Genomic DNA, 16599 nt, shown 5'->3' on the forward strand with positions numbered 1-16599 from the left:
TTCAGGGCCGTCGGGCGAGGAGGTCGCGGGCCGTGCGGATCATCGCCGCGATGGTCGGCGGCAGCCGCTCCTGGTCCGGGTCGTGGTGGGTGCCCTCTCGGTGCCGGCGCAGGTTGTGGCCCATGATCGCGGCCATCTTGGTGCGGGCCAGTGCCCGGAACCAGTCGAGGTCCGTGGGCGCGGGGCGGCCGTCCAGATAGGCGGCGAGCAGTTCCGCCTCGCCGGGCAGGCCGGGGATGTCGCGGCCGAGCTCGGGGAAGTTGCGGTGGTCGGCGAAGAGGAGGAACCAGGCGAGGTCGATGCGCGGATCGCCGTATCCCCAGATCTCCCAGTCGACGACGGCGGCCGGTCGCGTGCCCTGGCACAGGACGTTGCCGAGGCGGAAGTCGCCGTGGGTGAGGGTGGCGGGCACGCTGTCGGGGACGCGTGCGGCCAGGGTGCTCAGCAGGTCCTCGGATCCGGGGCGGAGCCCCGGCGGCACCGCCCGCATGGTGCGGCTCCATCGGTCCAACTCCCCTGCCGGATCCAGTGGTCCGGAGGTCTCCGGGGCCGGCGTCGCGTGCAATTCGCGCAGTACCGGGGCCAGGGCGAGCATCCGGGTGCGGCACAGGACGGGGTCGAGCCGGTGCTCGTCGAGGACCGGCTCGATCGCCTCACCGGCCACGAACTCCATGGCGAACCAGGCCGGTTCGAGTTCGTCGACGGCCAGGACGCCCGGCACGGGCACCGCCGACCCGGCGAGCGCGCGCAGGACTCGGGCCTGGCGCAACACGTCGTTGCGGCCGACGGGACGGCGGCCCGGCGGCACCGCCTTGATGACATACGAGGCCGGGCCCACAGCGATGGAATAGGTGAGCCCCGAGTGACCGCCGGGCAAGGTGCGCAGGTCACCGACGGGCGCGCCCGGGTGTCGCTCGGCTAGCCGTTCGCGGACCCGCCGCCCGAGCTCGGCCACTTCGGTCGTGGTGCTCAACTGACCGCTCCCTTCGGTTCCCTGGGCAGTTTCAGCACTCGCTCGGCGAGGATGTTGCGCTGGATCTCGTCGCTGCCGCCGGCGATGCGGTAGCCGGGGGCGCCGAGGAGGTGCTCGGTCCAGGCGAACGTGCCCCACTCCCCCGTGTCGGCTGCCAGCCGCGGGCCCAGGAGCTGCTGGACGAGGTCGGTGGTGGCCCGCATGGTCGCGGTGGCGTGGAGCTTGCCGACCGAGGCCTCGGCGCCGGGTTCGCGGCCGGCGACCAGAGCCGCCGTGACCCGCAGCCCGGTGAGCCGCTGGACCAGGGTGCGGACGTAGAGGTCGGCGGCCTGCTGCCGTTCGCCGCCGGTGAGCGGGCGGGGCAGGTGCCGGGCCAGGTCGAGGGCGCGGTCGGCGTTGTCCAGGCCGAGGCCGCCGGAGTCGAGGCGTTCGGCGGCGAGCACGGTGAGGGTGACACGCCAGCCCGCGCCGACGGGGCCCAGCCGGTCGGTGTCGGGTACGTGGACGTCGTCCAGGTACACCTCGTTGAAGCTCGCGCCGCCGGTCATCTGCCGGATCGGCCGAACGGTGACGCCCGGGGCGTCCATCCGGACCAGGAACACCGTGATGCCCGCGTGTCTGGGCACCTCGGGGTCGGTGCGGCAGACGGCCACGCCCCAGGTGGCGACCCGCGCGCCCGAGGTCCAGACCTTGTGGCCGCGCAACCGCCAGCCGTCGTCCTCGCGTACTGCCCGGGTGCGGACGGCGGCGAGATCGGAGCCCGCTTCCGTCTCGGAGAACAGCTGGCAGGCGAGTTCGTCGGTGCGGAGCATGGGGCGCAGCCAGCGCCGCTTCTGTTCCTCCGTGCCCCAGATGCGGATGGCGGGGGCGACGAGCTGCTGGGTGACCGGGAAGATCTCGGTGCGCCTGGGCACGTCGAAGGCGGCTTCCTCGGCCCGGTACAACTGCTCGTAGTGGGCGGGGAGTTCGCGGCCTCCGTACTCCGGTGGCCAGGCGAGCGCGCCCCAGCCCTGGTCGTGGCGGATGCGTTCCCAGTCCCGTGCCCGGTCGGTGTGGGCGCGTTCCTCGGCCTCGGTCCAGTTCTCGAAGACGGCCACCGAGTCGTCGCCGCGGCCCCATTCCTCGTGTGCGGTGCGGGCCGGGGCCACGCCTTCCAACCAGTGGCGGGCTGCGGAGCGGAACTCGTCCGGTCCGGGTGTGCCGTCCATGGCCCTTCCTCCTCTCAGCGGGTCAGCACCGTGCAGGCGCTGACGCCCGGCGCCCCGTACACATGGGTGAAGCCCGTCGACGGGTCGCCCGGTACCTGCCGTTCGCCCGCCCGGCCCCGCAGCTGCTGGACCACCTCGTGGACCTGACGCAGCCCGGAGGCGCCGATGGGCTCCCCGTTGGCGATGCATCCGCCGTCGGTGTTGACCGGCAGCAGGCCGTCGATCCTGGTCGCCCCGAACGGGATGAGGGACTCCTGCTCGCCGTGCTCGCAGAACCCGCACTCGGCCAGGTGCATCACCTCGGCGCCGCTCTCGGTGTCCTGCAACTGGCACACGTCGATGTCACGCGGACCCAACCCGGCTTCCTCGAAGGCGCTTTGGGCGGCGTCCGCGCTGACACTCGTCGGTGATCCCGTGGGCGCCCAGGGGCTGAACACCTCGAAGGAGCCGAAGCGGCGGGTCCGTACGACTGCCGCCCGCAGGGCGACGGGCGTCCCGCCGAGCCTGCGGGCCACCGCGCGGCTGCACAGGATCAGGGCGACCGCACCCTGGCCGGGCGAGCAGAACATGTACCGGGTCAGGGGGTCGTTGACCATGCCGGACGCCAGGATCTCGTCCGCGTCCAGCGGCTTGCGCCGCCAGGCGTGCGGGGTGAGCACGCCGTTCGCGTACGCCTTCTCGGCGACCAGGGCGAGGGTGCGGTCGCTGATGCCGTGGTCGTGCATGTACCGCTGGATCTTCATGGCGAAGAACTGGGTGGTCACCATCAGCCCGTCGCGGCCGTAGGCCTCATCCAGCCCCCAGTCGGCGGGCCGCGGATCGAAGGCACCGCGCGGATGCTTGTCGAAGCCGACGGCGAGGGCCACGTCCGCGGCACCGGACCGGATCGCGTTGACCGCCGAGACCAGCGCGCTGCCGCCGGTCGCGCAGCCGTTGCGCACGTTGGTGAACGGCACTCCCGTCAGCCCCAGTTCGGCGACCAGCGTGTCGGCGTTCCCGGCGGCGTCGCTGCCGCCGTACGCGGCCCGCACCCGGGACCACGGCAGTCCGGCGTCGGCGAGTGCGGCCCGGACGGCCTCGACGGCCAGCTGCCGGCCGCTCGCCTCCGTCCGGGCGAAGGAGGTGATCCCGGCACCGCAGACGAGCACGTCTTCCTTGCTCATACGGCGGCCCCCGCGGCCCTGGGCACGCCGTCCCCGGCCGTCACGCTGACCGGCATCCCGATCTCCGCGTCCTCGGGCCGGACATCGAGCACCGCCAACACACGGACCCCTTCGGGGAGTTCGACGTATCCGACGGTGAACGGCGTGAATCCGGCGGCGGGCGGGACGTACGGCGGCGACTTGGGCGCGTACCGCTGCACGGTCCAGGTCCACAGCGTGCCCGTACCGGAGAGCACGACCGGCTCGGCCGGACCTCCGCAGCGCGGACACGCCGGGTCGGCGGGGTAAGCGGCCACCGCGCAGTCGGCGCACCGGGAGCCGCGCAGCCGGCTCCCGGCCCCCGGCACCGCGGTCAGCGGCCCTTCCACTGCGGCTCCCGCTTCTCCAGGAACGCCGACACACCCTCCGCCGCGTCCTCGGAGTTGAGCATCACGCCGACCGCGAGGTGCTCCATGACCATGAGCGACTGGATGTCGGCGTCGAGGCTGCGGTCGATGGTCATCTTGGTGATCCACATGGTGAACGGGCTCTTGTCGATGAGCTGGTCGGCGAACTCCTCGACCGTGGCGTCGAGTTTGTCGGCCGGGGCCGAGGCGTTGATGAGGTCGAACTCGGCGGCCTCGACGCCGGTGAGCAGCTTGCCGGTGAGCATCAGCTCCTTGGTCTTGCGGACGCCGATCATGCGGGGCACCCGGTAGATCGGTCCCGCGCCGCCGAACAGCGCGCGCCGGATGTGGAAGTCGCCGATCAGTGCGTCGTCCGCGGCGATCGCGAAGTCGCAGGAGATCATCAACTCGAAGCCGCCCGCGGTGACATGCCCCTCCAGGACGGCGATCGACGGGGTCTTCATCGAGTAGAGCCGGTCGCAGACCTTGGCGGAGAGCACGGCGACGTCGATCGCGTTGGACCTGCCGACGAACTCGGCCTTGAGGCTGTCCAGGTCGAACCCGGAGCAGAAGGTGTTGCCCCGCCCGCGCAGCACCAGCACGCGCAGCTCGGGGTCCGCGTCGACCTCGGTGATGATCTCGTCCAGCCGATCGAGGATCGGCACGGTCACGCAGTTCTTCTTGTGCGGCCGGTTCAGCCAGACCCGCGCAACGTGCCCGTCCCGCTCGAACTGGATCTCGTCCTCGACTGCCATGAGCTCCTCCAAACTGAACTGAATTGAGTTCGATTCTGTGGGCAGTGGATGCCCCTGTCAATGGACTGGGAAACGGAATCCGCTCCGGACGACCTGTCCGCGGTCAGCCGGTACGGCCCGTGAGACCGAGCAGGCCGGCCAGGCGCAGACGGTGGTCGTCGGCCGTGCCGAACAGCGCCTCGTCGGCACGGGCCCGGCGCAGATAGCGATGGGCGGAGTGCTCCCAGGTGAAGCCGATCCCCCCGTGGAGCTGGACGTATTCGGTGGTGGCGAGCCGGTAGGCACCCGTACAGGCCACCGCCGCCGCACTCGCGGCCACCGGAAGCTCAGCCGCCCGTCCGGCGAGACAGGCACTCGCGTACGCCGACGCCGACCGCGCCCCCTCGACCTCGACGAGCAGGTCGGCCAGCCGGTGCTTGACGGCCTGGAACGAGCCGATGGCCCGCCCGAACTGCGTCCGCTGTGTCACATGGGTGAGCACGGCGTCCAGGGCGTGCGCACTGCCGCCGACATGCTCGGCGGCCACCGCCACCCGCCCCGCGTCGAGGACACCGTCGATGACCTCCGACGTCCGCCCGGGCTCGGTGACCGGTTCGGCGGGCGCTCCCCGGAGGCGGACGAGCGCCTGGCGGCGCGTGGGATCGAGCACCCGCCGGGCCGTTCGCTCACAGGTCGCGTCATCCGGTTCGCAGGCGAACACCCGCTCACCGTCCGGCGCGCGGGCCATGACCAGCAGCAGACCAGAACCTTCCCCGTCCGGCACGAAATCGGCCTCGCCGCGCAGCACCCAGCCATCGGGCCCGCGCTCGGCCGTCACATCGGCCGGATGCAGGATGCCGGCAACGGTGGCGGTGAGCCCCCCGGAGGCGATCCCGGGCAACCACCGCTCACAGGCCCGCTGATCACCACTGTCCAGCAGCGCGTACCCGGCGAGAACGACGGTGGTCAACAGCGGCGCCGGACACACCACCCGCCCCATCTCCTGGAGCACGACGGCGAGTTCGGCGAAGGTGTACCCGGAACCGCCGTACTTCTCGGGCACGACAAGCCCATGCACCCCGATCTCACCGGCGAGCCGCTGCCAGAGCCTTTGATCGTCGTCACCCCGCGGATCCTCGCCAAGCAAGTCCCGTAGAACCGCACGCAGTTGCCCCTGCTCCTCGGTCTCTACCAGCAAAGCAGGATCAGCACCAACCCGGACCATCAAAACCTCCCTCGACTGCAACTCGCTAGGGGCGCGGGGCTGTATCTATATGCGGCTCCGCCGCGTGGGCGCGACCAGCCACAACGGACCCGCAGCCTCATACGGTGAACCGCCCCCCATTCGCCAACACCACCGCCCCCACCAGGTTCGCCGCCTCGTCACTCGCCAAGAACAAAGCAACATCGGCGATCTCCTCCGGAGTGGCATAAGCACGAACCCGAGGATCAGCGAACCCCTGCCGAAGCGCCGCAGGCGTCCGCGCCGCCATCCCCGTCTCCGTCGGCCCCGGCGCCACCGTGTTGACCCTGACCCCGTACGCGATCGCCTCCTTGGCGACGGACTGGCTCAGCGCGTGCGCCCCCGCTTTCGAGGCCGCGTAGTGCGGATAACCGGCCTGCGCGTCGAAGGCGGACGACGATCCGACGGTGACGACGGCACCGGCCCGCCGCGGCACCATGACCCGCAGCGCGGCACGCAGGACGTGGAAGGTGCCGTCCAGGTTGACCCGCATGACCCGCCGCCAGGCATCGTCACCGAGCCGCCCCGTCACCTCCGGCGGCCGGTCCGCGACCAGCGCCTCGGCGATCCACTCCTTGGCCACGGGGTCGTCGACTCCGGCGGCGTGCACCACCACGTCGAGCCGCCCGTGCCGCCGTACGACTTCCTCGAAAGCCCGGTCGACCTGCGCCGGTTCGGCGACGTCGACAGTCAGGGCGTGCCCATGCGGCAGCTCCTTCGCGACGGCGTCGACGGCCGGGCCGTCGAGGTCCACGGCGAAGACCTCGGCACCCTGCGCGGCCAGTCGCCGGGCGACCGCCGCGCCGATACCGGATCCCGCTCCGGTGACGAGCGCGATCCGCCCGTCGAAGCGCCTCGTGTGTTCACCGCCCATGCACGGTCACCACCTCGCAGCCATCTACTGAACTGACTTCATTTTTGTTACCGTCGCACGTATGTCAACAGGCGCGACAAGAGCGGTCCGGCTGACCCGCTGGGGCGGCCCACCGATCCTCACCGAGACGGCACGGCCCGTCCCCCGAGGCGAGGAGGTCCTGATCGAGGTGGAGGCGGCCGGCCTCTGCCGTTCGGACCTCCACGTCATCGACGCCGGACCGGGAGCCCTTCCGTACCGGCTTCCGTTCACCCTCGGGCACGAGGTCGCGGGACGGGTGGCACAGCGCGGCCCGTCCGCCGTAGGTCCGGCGGTCGGCGAACGGGTCGTGGTCCACGGCCCCTGGGGCTGCGGCAGCTGCGCCCGCTGCGGGACCGGAGCGGAGAACTACTGCGACCGGCGTACGGCCCTGGACGCGGACCGGGTCGGCACCGGGGCGGGCCTCGGACGTGACGGCGGGATGGCCGACGCCATGCTCGTGCCGTCGGGGCGGGTGCTGGTGCCGGTGGGCGACCTGGCCGCCGAGCAGGCGGCACCCCTGTCGGACGCCGGCCTCACCGCCTACCACTCCGTGGCCATGATCCGCCCCGCGCTGGGCGAGGACGAGGGCGTGGTCGTGATCGGCGTCGGCGGGCTGGGGCATCTGGCCGTCCAGATCCTGCGCGCCACGACGAGCGCGCGGGTGCTGGCCGTGGACGTACGGGAGGAGGCGCTCGCCCTCGCCGACGCGTGCGGCGCGCACTTCGGCACGCTTCTGCGGCCCGACACCGCCGCGGCCCTCCGGAGCCGGACGGGCGGAGCCGGGGCGGTGGCCGTGCTCGACTTCGTCGGGAGCCGTTCCAGTCTGGAGCTCGCGGTGGATGTGCTGCGGCCCGGCGGAGAGCTCGTCGTGGTGGGCAGCGGCGGCGGCGAACTGACGGTCCGCAAACCGGGCGCGCTCCCTCCCGGCACCCGGATCTCGCTGCCCTTCTGGGGGACCCGGCCCGAACTGGAGGCGGTCGTCTCCCTGGCACGCGACGGTGTTTTGACGGTAGGAGTCGAGCCGTTCGGGCTGTCCCAGGCGACGGAGGCCGTCGCGAGGCTGCGCGAGGGGCGGGTGCGCGGGCGCGCCGTCCTCACCCCCGACTGATACGGCGGAGGCGCGACCGCGGCCGAAACCGGTCCGTCGACACCAACTCCCCACCCACCCCTCGACTACAGAAGTGAGTTCAATTAGCGTCCTGTTCCATTCGGTGACATGAAGGCGGTGGGACCCGCTATGGGTACGACGACAGTGGATCTGCTGGTGATCGGTGGCGGTATGGCCGGGCTCTCCGCGGCGACCCGGGTGGCCGCGGAGGGCGACTCCGTGGTCCTGGTGGAGAAGGCGGAGGCCACCGGCGGCTCCGCGCGCTTCGCCGGTTTCGTCTGGACCGCTCCGACCGTGGAGGAGATGCGCCGGGTCAATCCGGACGGGGATCCCGACCTGGCCGCGGCCCTGCTGGACGGGTTCACCGACGGCGTGGCCTGGATCAGGTCGCTCGGTGTGGAGTGTCAGCCTCCGGTGCCCGTGCTCGGCTTCGGCCGGGGGCACCAGGTGGACACGAACCACTACCTCGACACCTGCGAACGGCTGATCCGAGAGCGGGGCCAGGAGGTGCTGACCTCCACCTGGACCCACGCCCTCGTGACGGAGAACGGCGTGGTCAAGGGCGCGGACTGCCTGTTGCCCGACGGTTCCGAGCGCCGCATCGAGGCCACCTGGACGCTGCTGGCGACCGGCGGTTTCCAGGGGGATCCGGGCCTGCGCGCCGAGTACGTCCATCCGCAGGCCGCGGACATCGGACTGCGGGCCAACCCGCACAGCCGGGGCGACGGCCTCACCCTCGGGCGCTCCGCGGGCGCGGCGTTCGGCAGGAAGGACGCCGGGTTCTACGGGCACCTGATGCCGGCCGGTGTATCGCTCGCCGACCCGGCCCGCTTCGTCGACCTGGCGCTCTACTACAGCGAGCACGCCCTGCTGTTCGACACGACGGGCGAGCGGTTCGTCGACGAGACCGTCGGGGACCACCTGACCACCATGGCGTTGCTCGAACGGCCCGGGGCCCGCGGGTTGTTGGTCGCCGACGCGCGGGTGCACCGGGAGTGGATCAGCGCCTCCTACGTGGAGGGCATCCCCGGTGTGGACAAGTTCCAGCTGTGCCATCGTGCCGGTGCCCGCAGCGCGGTGGCGGACAGCCTGGAGGACTTCGCCTCGATGCCCGAGGAGTGGGGCTATCCCGGCGCCACGATCCGCGACCGCATCGAGGAGTTCAACACCGCCGCACGGGCGAACGGCGCGCTCGAGCCGGGTCGCCTCCTCGACCGCCGCCCCCTCGACGAGCCGCCGTTCTACGTCGTCGAGGCGGCACCGGCGATCACGTTCACCTTCGGCGGCCTGCTGATCGACGCCGGAGCACACGCCCTGGCGGCGGACGGGAACGGCCGGAGCCCGGTCCCCGGCCTGCTCGCGGCCGGCGCGGACGCGGGCGGGCTGTACCGGCGCGCTTACGCGGGCGGTCTCGCTCCCGCGCTGGTCTTCGGGCTGGCGGCGGCACGCACCGCGCTCGGCGAGTCACCGGCCGCCCCCGTCCACTGAGTCCCGGCCGGCGGCCGTTCCGCACAAATCCCGTGCACGAGGCTTGCCCGTCCGGCGACACAGTGCCTAGCTTACTGAAGTGAGTTCACTTTAACTCCGGGTTCCGTGAGGTGATCATGCTTTCCGTAGGCGTGGCGCGAACGCGCTCTTCTCCGAGGGAGGGGCTGTGAGTCAGTTCCTGCTTGTCCTGGTCAGTGGTGTGGCCAGTGGAGCCGTGTACGGGCTCATGGGTCTCGGGCTGGTGATCATCTACCGGGCCACGGACGTCGTGAACTTCGCGATGGCGTCGCTCGCGACCCTGGGCCTGTACGTGGCGGTCTCGCTCCATGACAGCGGAGTGGCCACACTGCTCGGCGTCCTCGCCGCCGTCACCATCACCGTGGCCGCCGGTCTGCTGGTGCGCGAGACGGTGATCCGCCCGCTGGGACAGGGGCAGTTGTTCTCCGCGCTCGTCGTCACGATGGGCGTGTCCCTGATCGCGGAGAGCGCCGCCGGATCGATCTGGGGCGACCAGCCCAAGGCCTTCCCCAGCCTGGTCGACGGGACGGTCCGCTGGTCGGGTGCCGCGGTGCCGGTGCAGAGCCTGCTGACGATCGCCGTCGCCGCCGTGGCCATGGCGATCGTGGGCTATCTGTTCGCCCGCACCACGCTCGGCTCCGCCATGCGCGCCGTCGCCGAGAACGCGGACACCGCCCGCGTGGTCGGACTGAGCGCCCAGCGACTGGCGAGGATCTCCTGGGCCCTCGGCCTGGGCCTGGCCGCACTCGCCGCCTGCCTCTACGCACCACGCTCGGGCCTGGTGCCCACCGCACTCGTCGCACCGCTGTTCCGGGCCTTCGCCGGTATCTTCCTCGGCGGTCTGACCAGCATGTACGGCGCCGTCCTGGGCGGGCTGACCATCGGCGTCCTGGACAACCTGGCGGCGAACTACGTCTCCGCCAGCTTCCGGGACACGTTCGTGTTCTCGTTCACCGTGCTGGTCCTGCTGATCCGCCCCCAGGGCATGTTCGGCACCCGCACCTTCCAACGGGTCTGAGGGGTCCACTCCATGGTCTTCAACCGTTCCCTCCTGGCCAGGGCCGCACTGGGCCCGGCCGCCGGCGCGGTGCTCATGGCACTCATGGCCTCCGGTGCGATCCCCGCGTACCAGATGTACTCGGTGGGCCTCGCGGCCGTGTACACGATCGTCGTGCTCTCGGTCGGCCTGCTCGCCGGCTGGTCCGGCATCTGGTCGGTGGGCCATCCCGCGTTCTTCGCCATCGGCGCCTACTTCGCGGCGTACGGCAGCGGGCACGACTGGCCCCTGGAGACAGTGGTGCTCGGTGCCGTCGCCACCGGAGCCGCCCTGGGCGCCTTCCTCGGATACGCCGGTGCCAGGTTCTCGGTCCTCTACATCGCCCTGCTCACCCTCGCCTTCACCATGGTCACGCTGGAACTGGTCAACCGCTGGAGCGGCGTGACCGGTGGCGACCAGGGCGTGCCGGTGGTCCAGCTGCGCAGCGCCCTCGGATTCGGCACCCTGCTGGGCGGCGGGACCGAGGCCCAGTACCTGGCGGTCGGCGCCGCCGCCGTCGTACTCGCACTGGCCGTGCCCGCCGCCGCCTCGGGGCTGCGGATGCGGCTGGTCGCCGCCAAGTCGCACCCGCCGGCGGCCAGGACGCTCGGTATCGCTCCGGAGGCGCAGTCGGCGCTGTCGTTCGCGGTGAGCGGGGCCTGCACCTGCTTCGCGGGCGTGCTGCTCGGCCTGCTCACCGGGTTCGTGAGCCCGGATCCCTTCTCGCTGGCCTTCGGCATCTCGCTGATCGGGGCGTGTGTGCTCGGCGGGGTCGGGACCGTCGTCGGTGCCGTGGCGGGCGGGATCTATCTGACCTGGAACCCCTCCCTGTCGTCCGCCGTCGGGCTGCCGCAGCCCATCGTGCAGGGCCTGGTGCTGATCGGGGTACTGCTCTTCCTGCCGGGCGGAGTCGTCCCCTTCCTGGCCAAGCTCGCACGGCGGGTACGGCGTCGGCCCGACACCGAACTCCCCTCCCCCGCCGGGGACTCGGCGGACCTCGACCCCGTCCCGTCCGAGGCCGTCGGCGACGCTCCCGTCCTGCTGCGCATGGAGCACGTGTCGGTGTCGTACGGCGGGCTGAAAGCTCTCGAAGACGCTTCCCTGTCCCTGCGGCAGAACGAGATCCTCGCGGTCATCGGGCCCAACGGGGCCGGAAAGACAACTCTGTTGAACGCCCTGTCGGGACTGACGGGCAACGGCCGGGTGAGCGGCACCGCCGACTTCGACGGGCGGCCGCTCCTGAAGGCCAGGGCGACGGCGCGACGGCGGCTGGGCATCGGCCGGACCTTCCAGCACGCGGAGGTGTTCTCCGAACTCACCGTCGCGGAGAACGTGTTGTGCACCCGGCGCCGGATCACCGCCAAGGACCGGGACGAGGTGGCTCGCCTCCTGCACTCCGTCGGACTCGCGGAGGTGGCGGACCGCCGTCCCGCGGAACTGCCGTTCGGTCTCCAGAAGCGTCTCGACCTGGCCCGCGCGATGGCCGAGAAGCCGAAGCTGCTGGTGCTGGACGAACCGTTCGGCGGTCTCGACGCGGACGAACGAGCCCTGCTGGCACGGCACATCAGGCGACTGCACGCCGACGGCACCGCCGTGGTCGTCATCGACCACGTCCTCGACGACCTGTTCTCCGTGGCCCACCGCGTGCTCGCCTTCGACTTCGGCCGCACGATCGGCGAGGGCACCCCGGACACCGTGCTGGAGGATCCGCAGGTGCGGTCGTCGTACCTGGGCACGGTCGACGGCAGGACCCGGCCGCCCGAACACATCGGCGACCGCAGCATGATCCGTCTCGACGGCGTCGGCCACACGTACGGCGGCGTGGTCGCCCTGCGCGACATCGACCTGGACGTCCGCCAGGGCGTGGTACTGGGCATCGCCGGAGCCAACGGCGCGGGCAAGAGCACCCTCGCCGGCATCCTGCACGGATCACTCCAACCCGCCCGTGGCACACGGGAGTCGGAGGGCACCGTCCGCACCAGTCTGGCGCCGGAGGGACGGGCCCTGTTCAAGACGCTGTCCCTGCGCGAGAACCTCGAAGTCGCGGCCTACGCGGCGGGCATCACCGGCGCTCCGCTGCGGGAACGCCTGGAGGAGACCGTCGAGTGGCTGCCGGTGCGGCTGCGCGACCGGATGTCCGCCCCGGCCGGCGGACTGTCCGGCGGGGAACAGCAGATGCTCGCCATCGCGCGGGCCCTGATCGCCCGACCGGACGTACTGATCGTGGACGAACCCGCGCTGGGTCTCGCCCCCGCCCTGGTCGACGAGGTCTACGACCGCCTCGCCAGGCTGGCCCACGACGGCCTCACCGTCGTACTGCTCGAACAACTGCTCAGCCGTGCCCTGTCCGTCTGCCACGAGGTGGCCGTGCTGCACGAGGGCGTGGTAGCGGCCCACGGGCGGCCCGGCGACCCCGCGTTCGTGGCTCTGGCCGAGGCGGCGTACTTCAGCGGCGACCCGGAGGCCGCCACCCCCGCGGCGCCTTCCGCCCGCACTTCTCCCGTGGAAATCCCGTAGTGAACGAGGTGGACCGTGTTCCGGACAATGAAGAGATTTCGCCGCGCAGCGGGAACGACCGCCGTCCTGGCCGTGGTGGCGCTGACCGTCAACGCGTGCGCAGGGCAGGACTCCACGGGGGCCGGCGGTAGTTCGTCGGGCATCCACATAGGCGCGTGGCTGCCCCTCACCGGCGCCACCGCCTCCTACGGCGTACCGGAGAAGGCCGGCGCCGACGCCTACTTCAAGATGATCAACGCCCAGGGCGGCATCAACGGCCGCAAGGTCACCTGGACGGTCAAGGACAACGCGGCCGATCCGCAGCAGACCGTGCAGATCGCCCGTGAACTCGTGGGCCAGGACAAGGTCGTGGCCATCGTCAACGCGAACGGCACCTCCCAGGCCGAGGCCGCCTTCCCGTTCGTCCTCAACCAGTCCAAGGTGCCGGTGCTCAACGAGGTGGGTGGCAGCGAGGCCTGGTACAAGCCGCCGCGGACCGGACTGTTCGGCACGCAGACCCTCTACGAGGACCAGGCCGCGGCGGTCGCGGCCTGGGCGGTGCAGGACGGCGCGAAGAAGATCCTCGTCGTGCACAGCGATCCGGCCGCGTTCGTGAACGTCGCCAAGCAGGTGGAGCCGGTCGCGAAGAAGGTGGATCCCTCGGTCCAGGTGGACCGGTTGGCGGTGAAGTACCAGACCACCGACTACACCCCGGTGATCAGCAAGGTGAAGGCCGCGAAAGCCCAGGCCGTGATCGTGATCCTCACGTCCCCCGAAGCGGCCGCCTTCCTCAAGGAGGCCAAGCTCCAGGGGCTGTCCCTGCCCACCTACGCCTACGCGCCCGTCGCCGCCGAGTCGACGATCTCGCTGGCGAAGGACGCCGCCGAAGGCCTCAAGGCCGTACAGCTGGTGAAGGCGCCCTCCGACCCTGACCCGGCGGTCAAGGAGTTCCGCACCGCGATGGCCAAGTACGAGCCCGGCCAGGACGCCGGATTCCTCGCCCTGTGGGGCTGGAGCAACGCCAAGGTGTTCGCCGACATCGCGAAGACCATCAAGGGCCCCGTCACGTCGCAGTCCCTCACCGAGGCGTACCAGAAGGCGTCCTCGGTGGACCCCGGGGTCTCCCCGGTCATGAAGTTCAGCGCGAGCCAGCACCTCGGTACGCGCAGCGTGCAGCGGGTGGTCGTCAAGAACGGTGTCTGGACGTCCGTCGGCTCCTTCTACACCCCACCCACCCGCGACTGAGATCGCCAGCCGCGAACGCCGTGTCCCTGGGAGGGACACGGCGTTCACGCAGGAGCGCGAGCAGTACCTGTCGCCGGCTTACGAGCTCGCGGCCGCCTTGCACAATGACCTCTTAGAAGAGCCTGTGAGACCGCGTCAGTTGGCAGCCGCGCAACGCATACTTCGGCCGTACGCTCGCCTTACAGCAAGCATTCTTTCACTCCGGCCGACGCTGGCGTATCACTTCGCGGGCACTTTCATTCTGAACAGTTTCTCCGCATTTCGGAAGGCAATCTTTTCCTTGTCTTCGCGTGGCAAATCGACTCCGCGGAACCAGTCGGTCTGCTCCTTTATGTCCGCGAACGGGTAGTCGGTTGCGAACATCACTCGATCCACGCTTATGTATTGCAGCAGGAGATCGAGCAGTTCGGTCTGGGGGAATGCGCTTGTTGTGACCCAGAAGTTGTCCTGGAAGTATTGCCCGATGGGCTTCTCGAGCGAGTCTTTGGTCGGCTCGCCCATGTCATTTACGATCCGCTCGTAGTAGAACGGGAGACCTTCACCCATGTGACCGATGATGATTTTCAGTTTGGGGAATCTGTCGAAAACCCCGTACGTGATCATCCGAATGCATTGGATCAGCACCTCCTGGTGCCAGCCATATCCAGACCCACTGAAAATGTAGTCCTGGTACTCTTCCGTGTATTTGGACCGCGTGGTGCTGTAGTAGATCTTGAAGACCTCGTCAGCCGGATATCCGGGATGCAGGTAGATCGGCACATCGAGAGCAACGGCACGTGCCAGCACAGGCTCGAAATCGGGATGATCGAGGTATTTCTTCGCGATGTGCCCGTTGGTCAGTGCGCCCAAGAAGCCATCTTCCCGAACCGAGCGTTCCAGTTCGTCCGCCGCCGCCTCCGGGCTCCGCAAGGGCAAGGTGGCGAAAGCCTTGAAACGGTCCGGATATTTGGCGATTGGCCCCTCTACAAGTTGCCGGTTAAGACGATAGGCAAGGTCGATGCCCCTTTGCCCAGGGACATTTTGCACAGAGGGTGTATGAGCAGAGAGGATTTGAACGTTGAGTCCCCCCGCATCCATATCACCGATGCGGCGTTGACCTAGATCCGCAAGACCAGTTTCCTCCAGGAACGCTATGTGATCCTCATTGATGGAGTTCAGCTTCAACAACGTGGGAGTCGAAAAGGTCTCCTCCGTGCCGATGAAGGGCAAGTCCTGGTCTCGCCGTAAAATGTCCGAAGTCTTGTCCGAAGCCTCGTTCTCGCTCGTTTCCGAGAGAATGGCGTGCGTGGACAAGCCAGCACCAATGCCAAGTGCCGTGCTGGCGGCGAGAAAGCCGCGGCGTCCCATGGGCTTCATGTCAGTCCCTCTCTTCAGGCGTTTGTGTGGTGAGGTATCCGTACGGCATCCGTATGCGAGATGCTTCAGGCGGTCTTCGCGTCCTGCCGCGCACCGCGGCAGCGCTCAGGTCGAGGAACCGCTCGTCGGTGCGCAGCGGCTGGAGTGGAGCTGCCGACCGTCCGCGTGCGCGCTGTGCGGGCCGGCCGCGGCGGGCCCGCATTGGTGTCGGCATGTGACCCGCATGCGGCGACAGGCAACGCCGTCGCCAGCGCCCTGGTGGCCACCCCGAACCTCCGCAGTGGACTGTCAAGTTCCGGCATGGCCCCAACGCTAGGCCCGATTCCATTCCGTTTCGTCATACTGCGGTCTTCATCCCTCGGGAGACACGCGATGCGACGTTACTCCGACGGGAGTATTCGCCGAGCGCCGTTCGACACCCGCACGAGAACCAAGGCCCGTCGCAAATGGGCCCGAAGTCCGGGGGCTGCCGGAAGATTTCAAGTCCAGTGAGACGGTCGACTCTATGAGATTTGTGGTGCGGGCGCCCTGCACTTTCGGGTTGCATCGCTTTTCCGCACACCTACTTCCTACTGAGCGAACCCGAGACGAACGTTGAAAAGCTACTCACGTGCTCCGCTATATGAACAGTCGTGGGAGCTTCTCGAGCTCTTGCTTCCGCCGTGGCCCGATGAAGGCGCCCGATCCGCGGCCAATACCGGATCGGCAATGCCTGCAGGGCATCTTGTACGTGCTGCATACCGAGATCGGGGGAAGACATCCCGCAGGAACTCGGCTTCAGGTGAGGCATGACGTGCTGGCGGCGGATCAAGCGGTGGATCAATGCCGGAGTGTTCGATGATCTGCATCGGATCCTGCTTGCCCAGCCGAACGTGGCAAACGAGATGACTGGTCCCGGGCGGTGTTCGTGTTACGGACGCGTCGACCTTCTCGAAATCGACGAACTCGGCTACGTCGAACTGGACCGCCGCGGCGTGGAAATGCTCTTCCAGTCGCTTCCAATGAGGCATTCACCGGCTGGAGCCGGACCTTCACCGACCCACGGCTCTGCGCAGCGATCGCGGACCGCCTGACCACGTTCAAGCCCCCCACCAGGGGAAACGACACCGGCACAGCAGCCAGCGTTTCCCATACGCCCTGGGCCTGCTTCAGCAACGATCAACAGCCATCAGCTGATCTTGCCACCCCGAGATCACAGGTGCCGAGGAATTCCGCTGACCGCCACAGTGACAAAGACGCCTCAGGTGGTC

General features: G+C 69.7%; 13 protein-coding genes and 1 pseudogene. 6 read left to right on the plus strand and 8 right to left on the minus strand.

The window, feature by feature from the left end; all coding sequences use genetic code 11:
- Window position 1: 1 nt before the first annotated feature.
- From OHN19_RS00205 to OHN19_RS00235, 7 genes are all read right to left on the minus strand, one after another.
- Window positions 2-973: a phosphotransferase family protein gene (locus OHN19_RS00205; RefSeq protein ID WP_330262085.1), complete on the minus strand. Its 972-nt coding sequence runs from the start codon at window positions 971-973 to the stop codon at window positions 2-4.
- A complete protein-coding gene (locus OHN19_RS00210) occupies window positions 970-2181 on the minus strand; it encodes an acyl-CoA dehydrogenase family protein (RefSeq protein WP_330262086.1) in 1212 nt (403 codons plus the stop codon). The genes OHN19_RS00205 and OHN19_RS00210 overlap by 4 nt, the downstream gene beginning before the upstream one ends.
- 14 nt (window positions 2182-2195) lie before the next feature.
- Complete coding sequence (locus OHN19_RS00215) at window positions 2196-3344, minus strand: thiolase family protein (protein ID WP_330262087.1); 1149 nt, start codon at window positions 3342-3344, stop codon at window positions 2196-2198.
- A complete protein-coding gene (locus OHN19_RS00220; RefSeq protein WP_330262088.1) occupies window positions 3341-3712 on the minus strand; it encodes a Zn-ribbon domain-containing OB-fold protein in 372 nt (123 codons plus the stop codon). The genes OHN19_RS00215 and OHN19_RS00220 overlap by 4 nt, the downstream gene beginning before the upstream one ends.
- On the minus strand, window positions 3697-4485 hold the full coding sequence (locus tag OHN19_RS00225; protein ID WP_330262089.1) for an enoyl-CoA hydratase/isomerase family protein: 789 nt from the start codon (window positions 4483-4485) through the stop codon (window positions 3697-3699). Before OHN19_RS00225 ends, OHN19_RS00220 begins: the two co-directional genes overlap by 16 nt.
- Before the next feature lie 103 nt (window positions 4486-4588).
- The gene (locus OHN19_RS00230) at window positions 4589-5689 is read right to left on the minus strand and encodes an acyl-CoA dehydrogenase family protein (RefSeq protein ID WP_330262090.1); all 1101 of its coding nucleotides are present in this window, start codon (window positions 5687-5689) and stop codon (window positions 4589-4591) included.
- Between the two features lie 97 nt (window positions 5690-5786).
- Window positions 5787-6581, minus strand: coding sequence for an SDR family NAD(P)-dependent oxidoreductase (locus OHN19_RS00235; protein WP_330262091.1), 795 nt, complete (start codon window positions 6579-6581; stop codon window positions 5787-5789).
- A gap of 61 nt (window positions 6582-6642) precedes the next feature.
- Here OHN19_RS00235 and OHN19_RS00240 point away from each other — a divergent pair, with 61 nt between their 5' ends.
- The 5 genes from OHN19_RS00240 to OHN19_RS00260 all read left to right on the plus strand — a co-directional run bounded on the left by OHN19_RS00240 (window position 6643) and on the right by OHN19_RS00260 (window position 13993).
- Window positions 6643-7710, plus strand: a complete 1068-nt coding sequence (locus tag OHN19_RS00240) for an NAD(P)-dependent alcohol dehydrogenase (protein WP_330262092.1) — start codon at window positions 6643-6645, stop codon at window positions 7708-7710.
- A 129-nt stretch (window positions 7711-7839) separates the two neighbouring features.
- A complete protein-coding gene (locus OHN19_RS00245; RefSeq protein WP_330262093.1) occupies window positions 7840-9198 on the plus strand; it encodes an FAD-dependent oxidoreductase in 1359 nt (452 codons plus the stop codon).
- A gap of 166 nt (window positions 9199-9364) precedes the next feature.
- The gene (locus tag OHN19_RS00250; RefSeq protein ID WP_330262094.1) at window positions 9365-10234 is read left to right on the plus strand and encodes a branched-chain amino acid ABC transporter permease; all 870 of its coding nucleotides are present in this window, start codon (window positions 9365-9367) and stop codon (window positions 10232-10234) included.
- Between the two features lie 12 nt (window positions 10235-10246).
- Window positions 10247-12769: an ATP-binding cassette domain-containing protein gene (locus tag OHN19_RS00255; protein ID WP_330262095.1), complete on the plus strand. Its 2523-nt coding sequence runs from the start codon at window positions 10247-10249 to the stop codon at window positions 12767-12769.
- A gap of 27 nt (window positions 12770-12796) precedes the next feature.
- A complete protein-coding gene (locus tag OHN19_RS00260; protein WP_330262096.1) occupies window positions 12797-13993 on the plus strand; it encodes an ABC transporter substrate-binding protein in 1197 nt (398 codons plus the stop codon).
- 219 nt (window positions 13994-14212) lie between these two features.
- Here OHN19_RS00260 and OHN19_RS00265 read toward each other — a convergent pair whose 3' ends face one another.
- Window positions 14213-15349 (minus strand): amidohydrolase family protein, encoded by a 1137-nt coding sequence (locus OHN19_RS00265; RefSeq protein WP_330262097.1) that lies wholly within the window; start codon window positions 15347-15349, stop codon window positions 14213-14215.
- A gap of 911 nt (window positions 15350-16260) precedes the next feature.
- On the opposite strand from OHN19_RS00265, the pseudogene OHN19_RS00270 reads away from it, so the two are divergent.
- Window positions 16261-16424: pseudogene (locus OHN19_RS00270) on the plus strand (ATP-binding protein); the annotation flags it as partial.
- Between the last annotated feature and the right edge of the window lie 175 nt (window positions 16425-16599).

Origin of the sequence: Streptomyces griseorubiginosus (assembly GCF_036345115.1) — a bacterium.
In the GTDB taxonomy this organism is placed as follows: Bacteria; Actinomycetota; Actinomycetes; order Streptomycetales; family Streptomycetaceae; genus Streptomyces; species Streptomyces griseorubiginosus_C.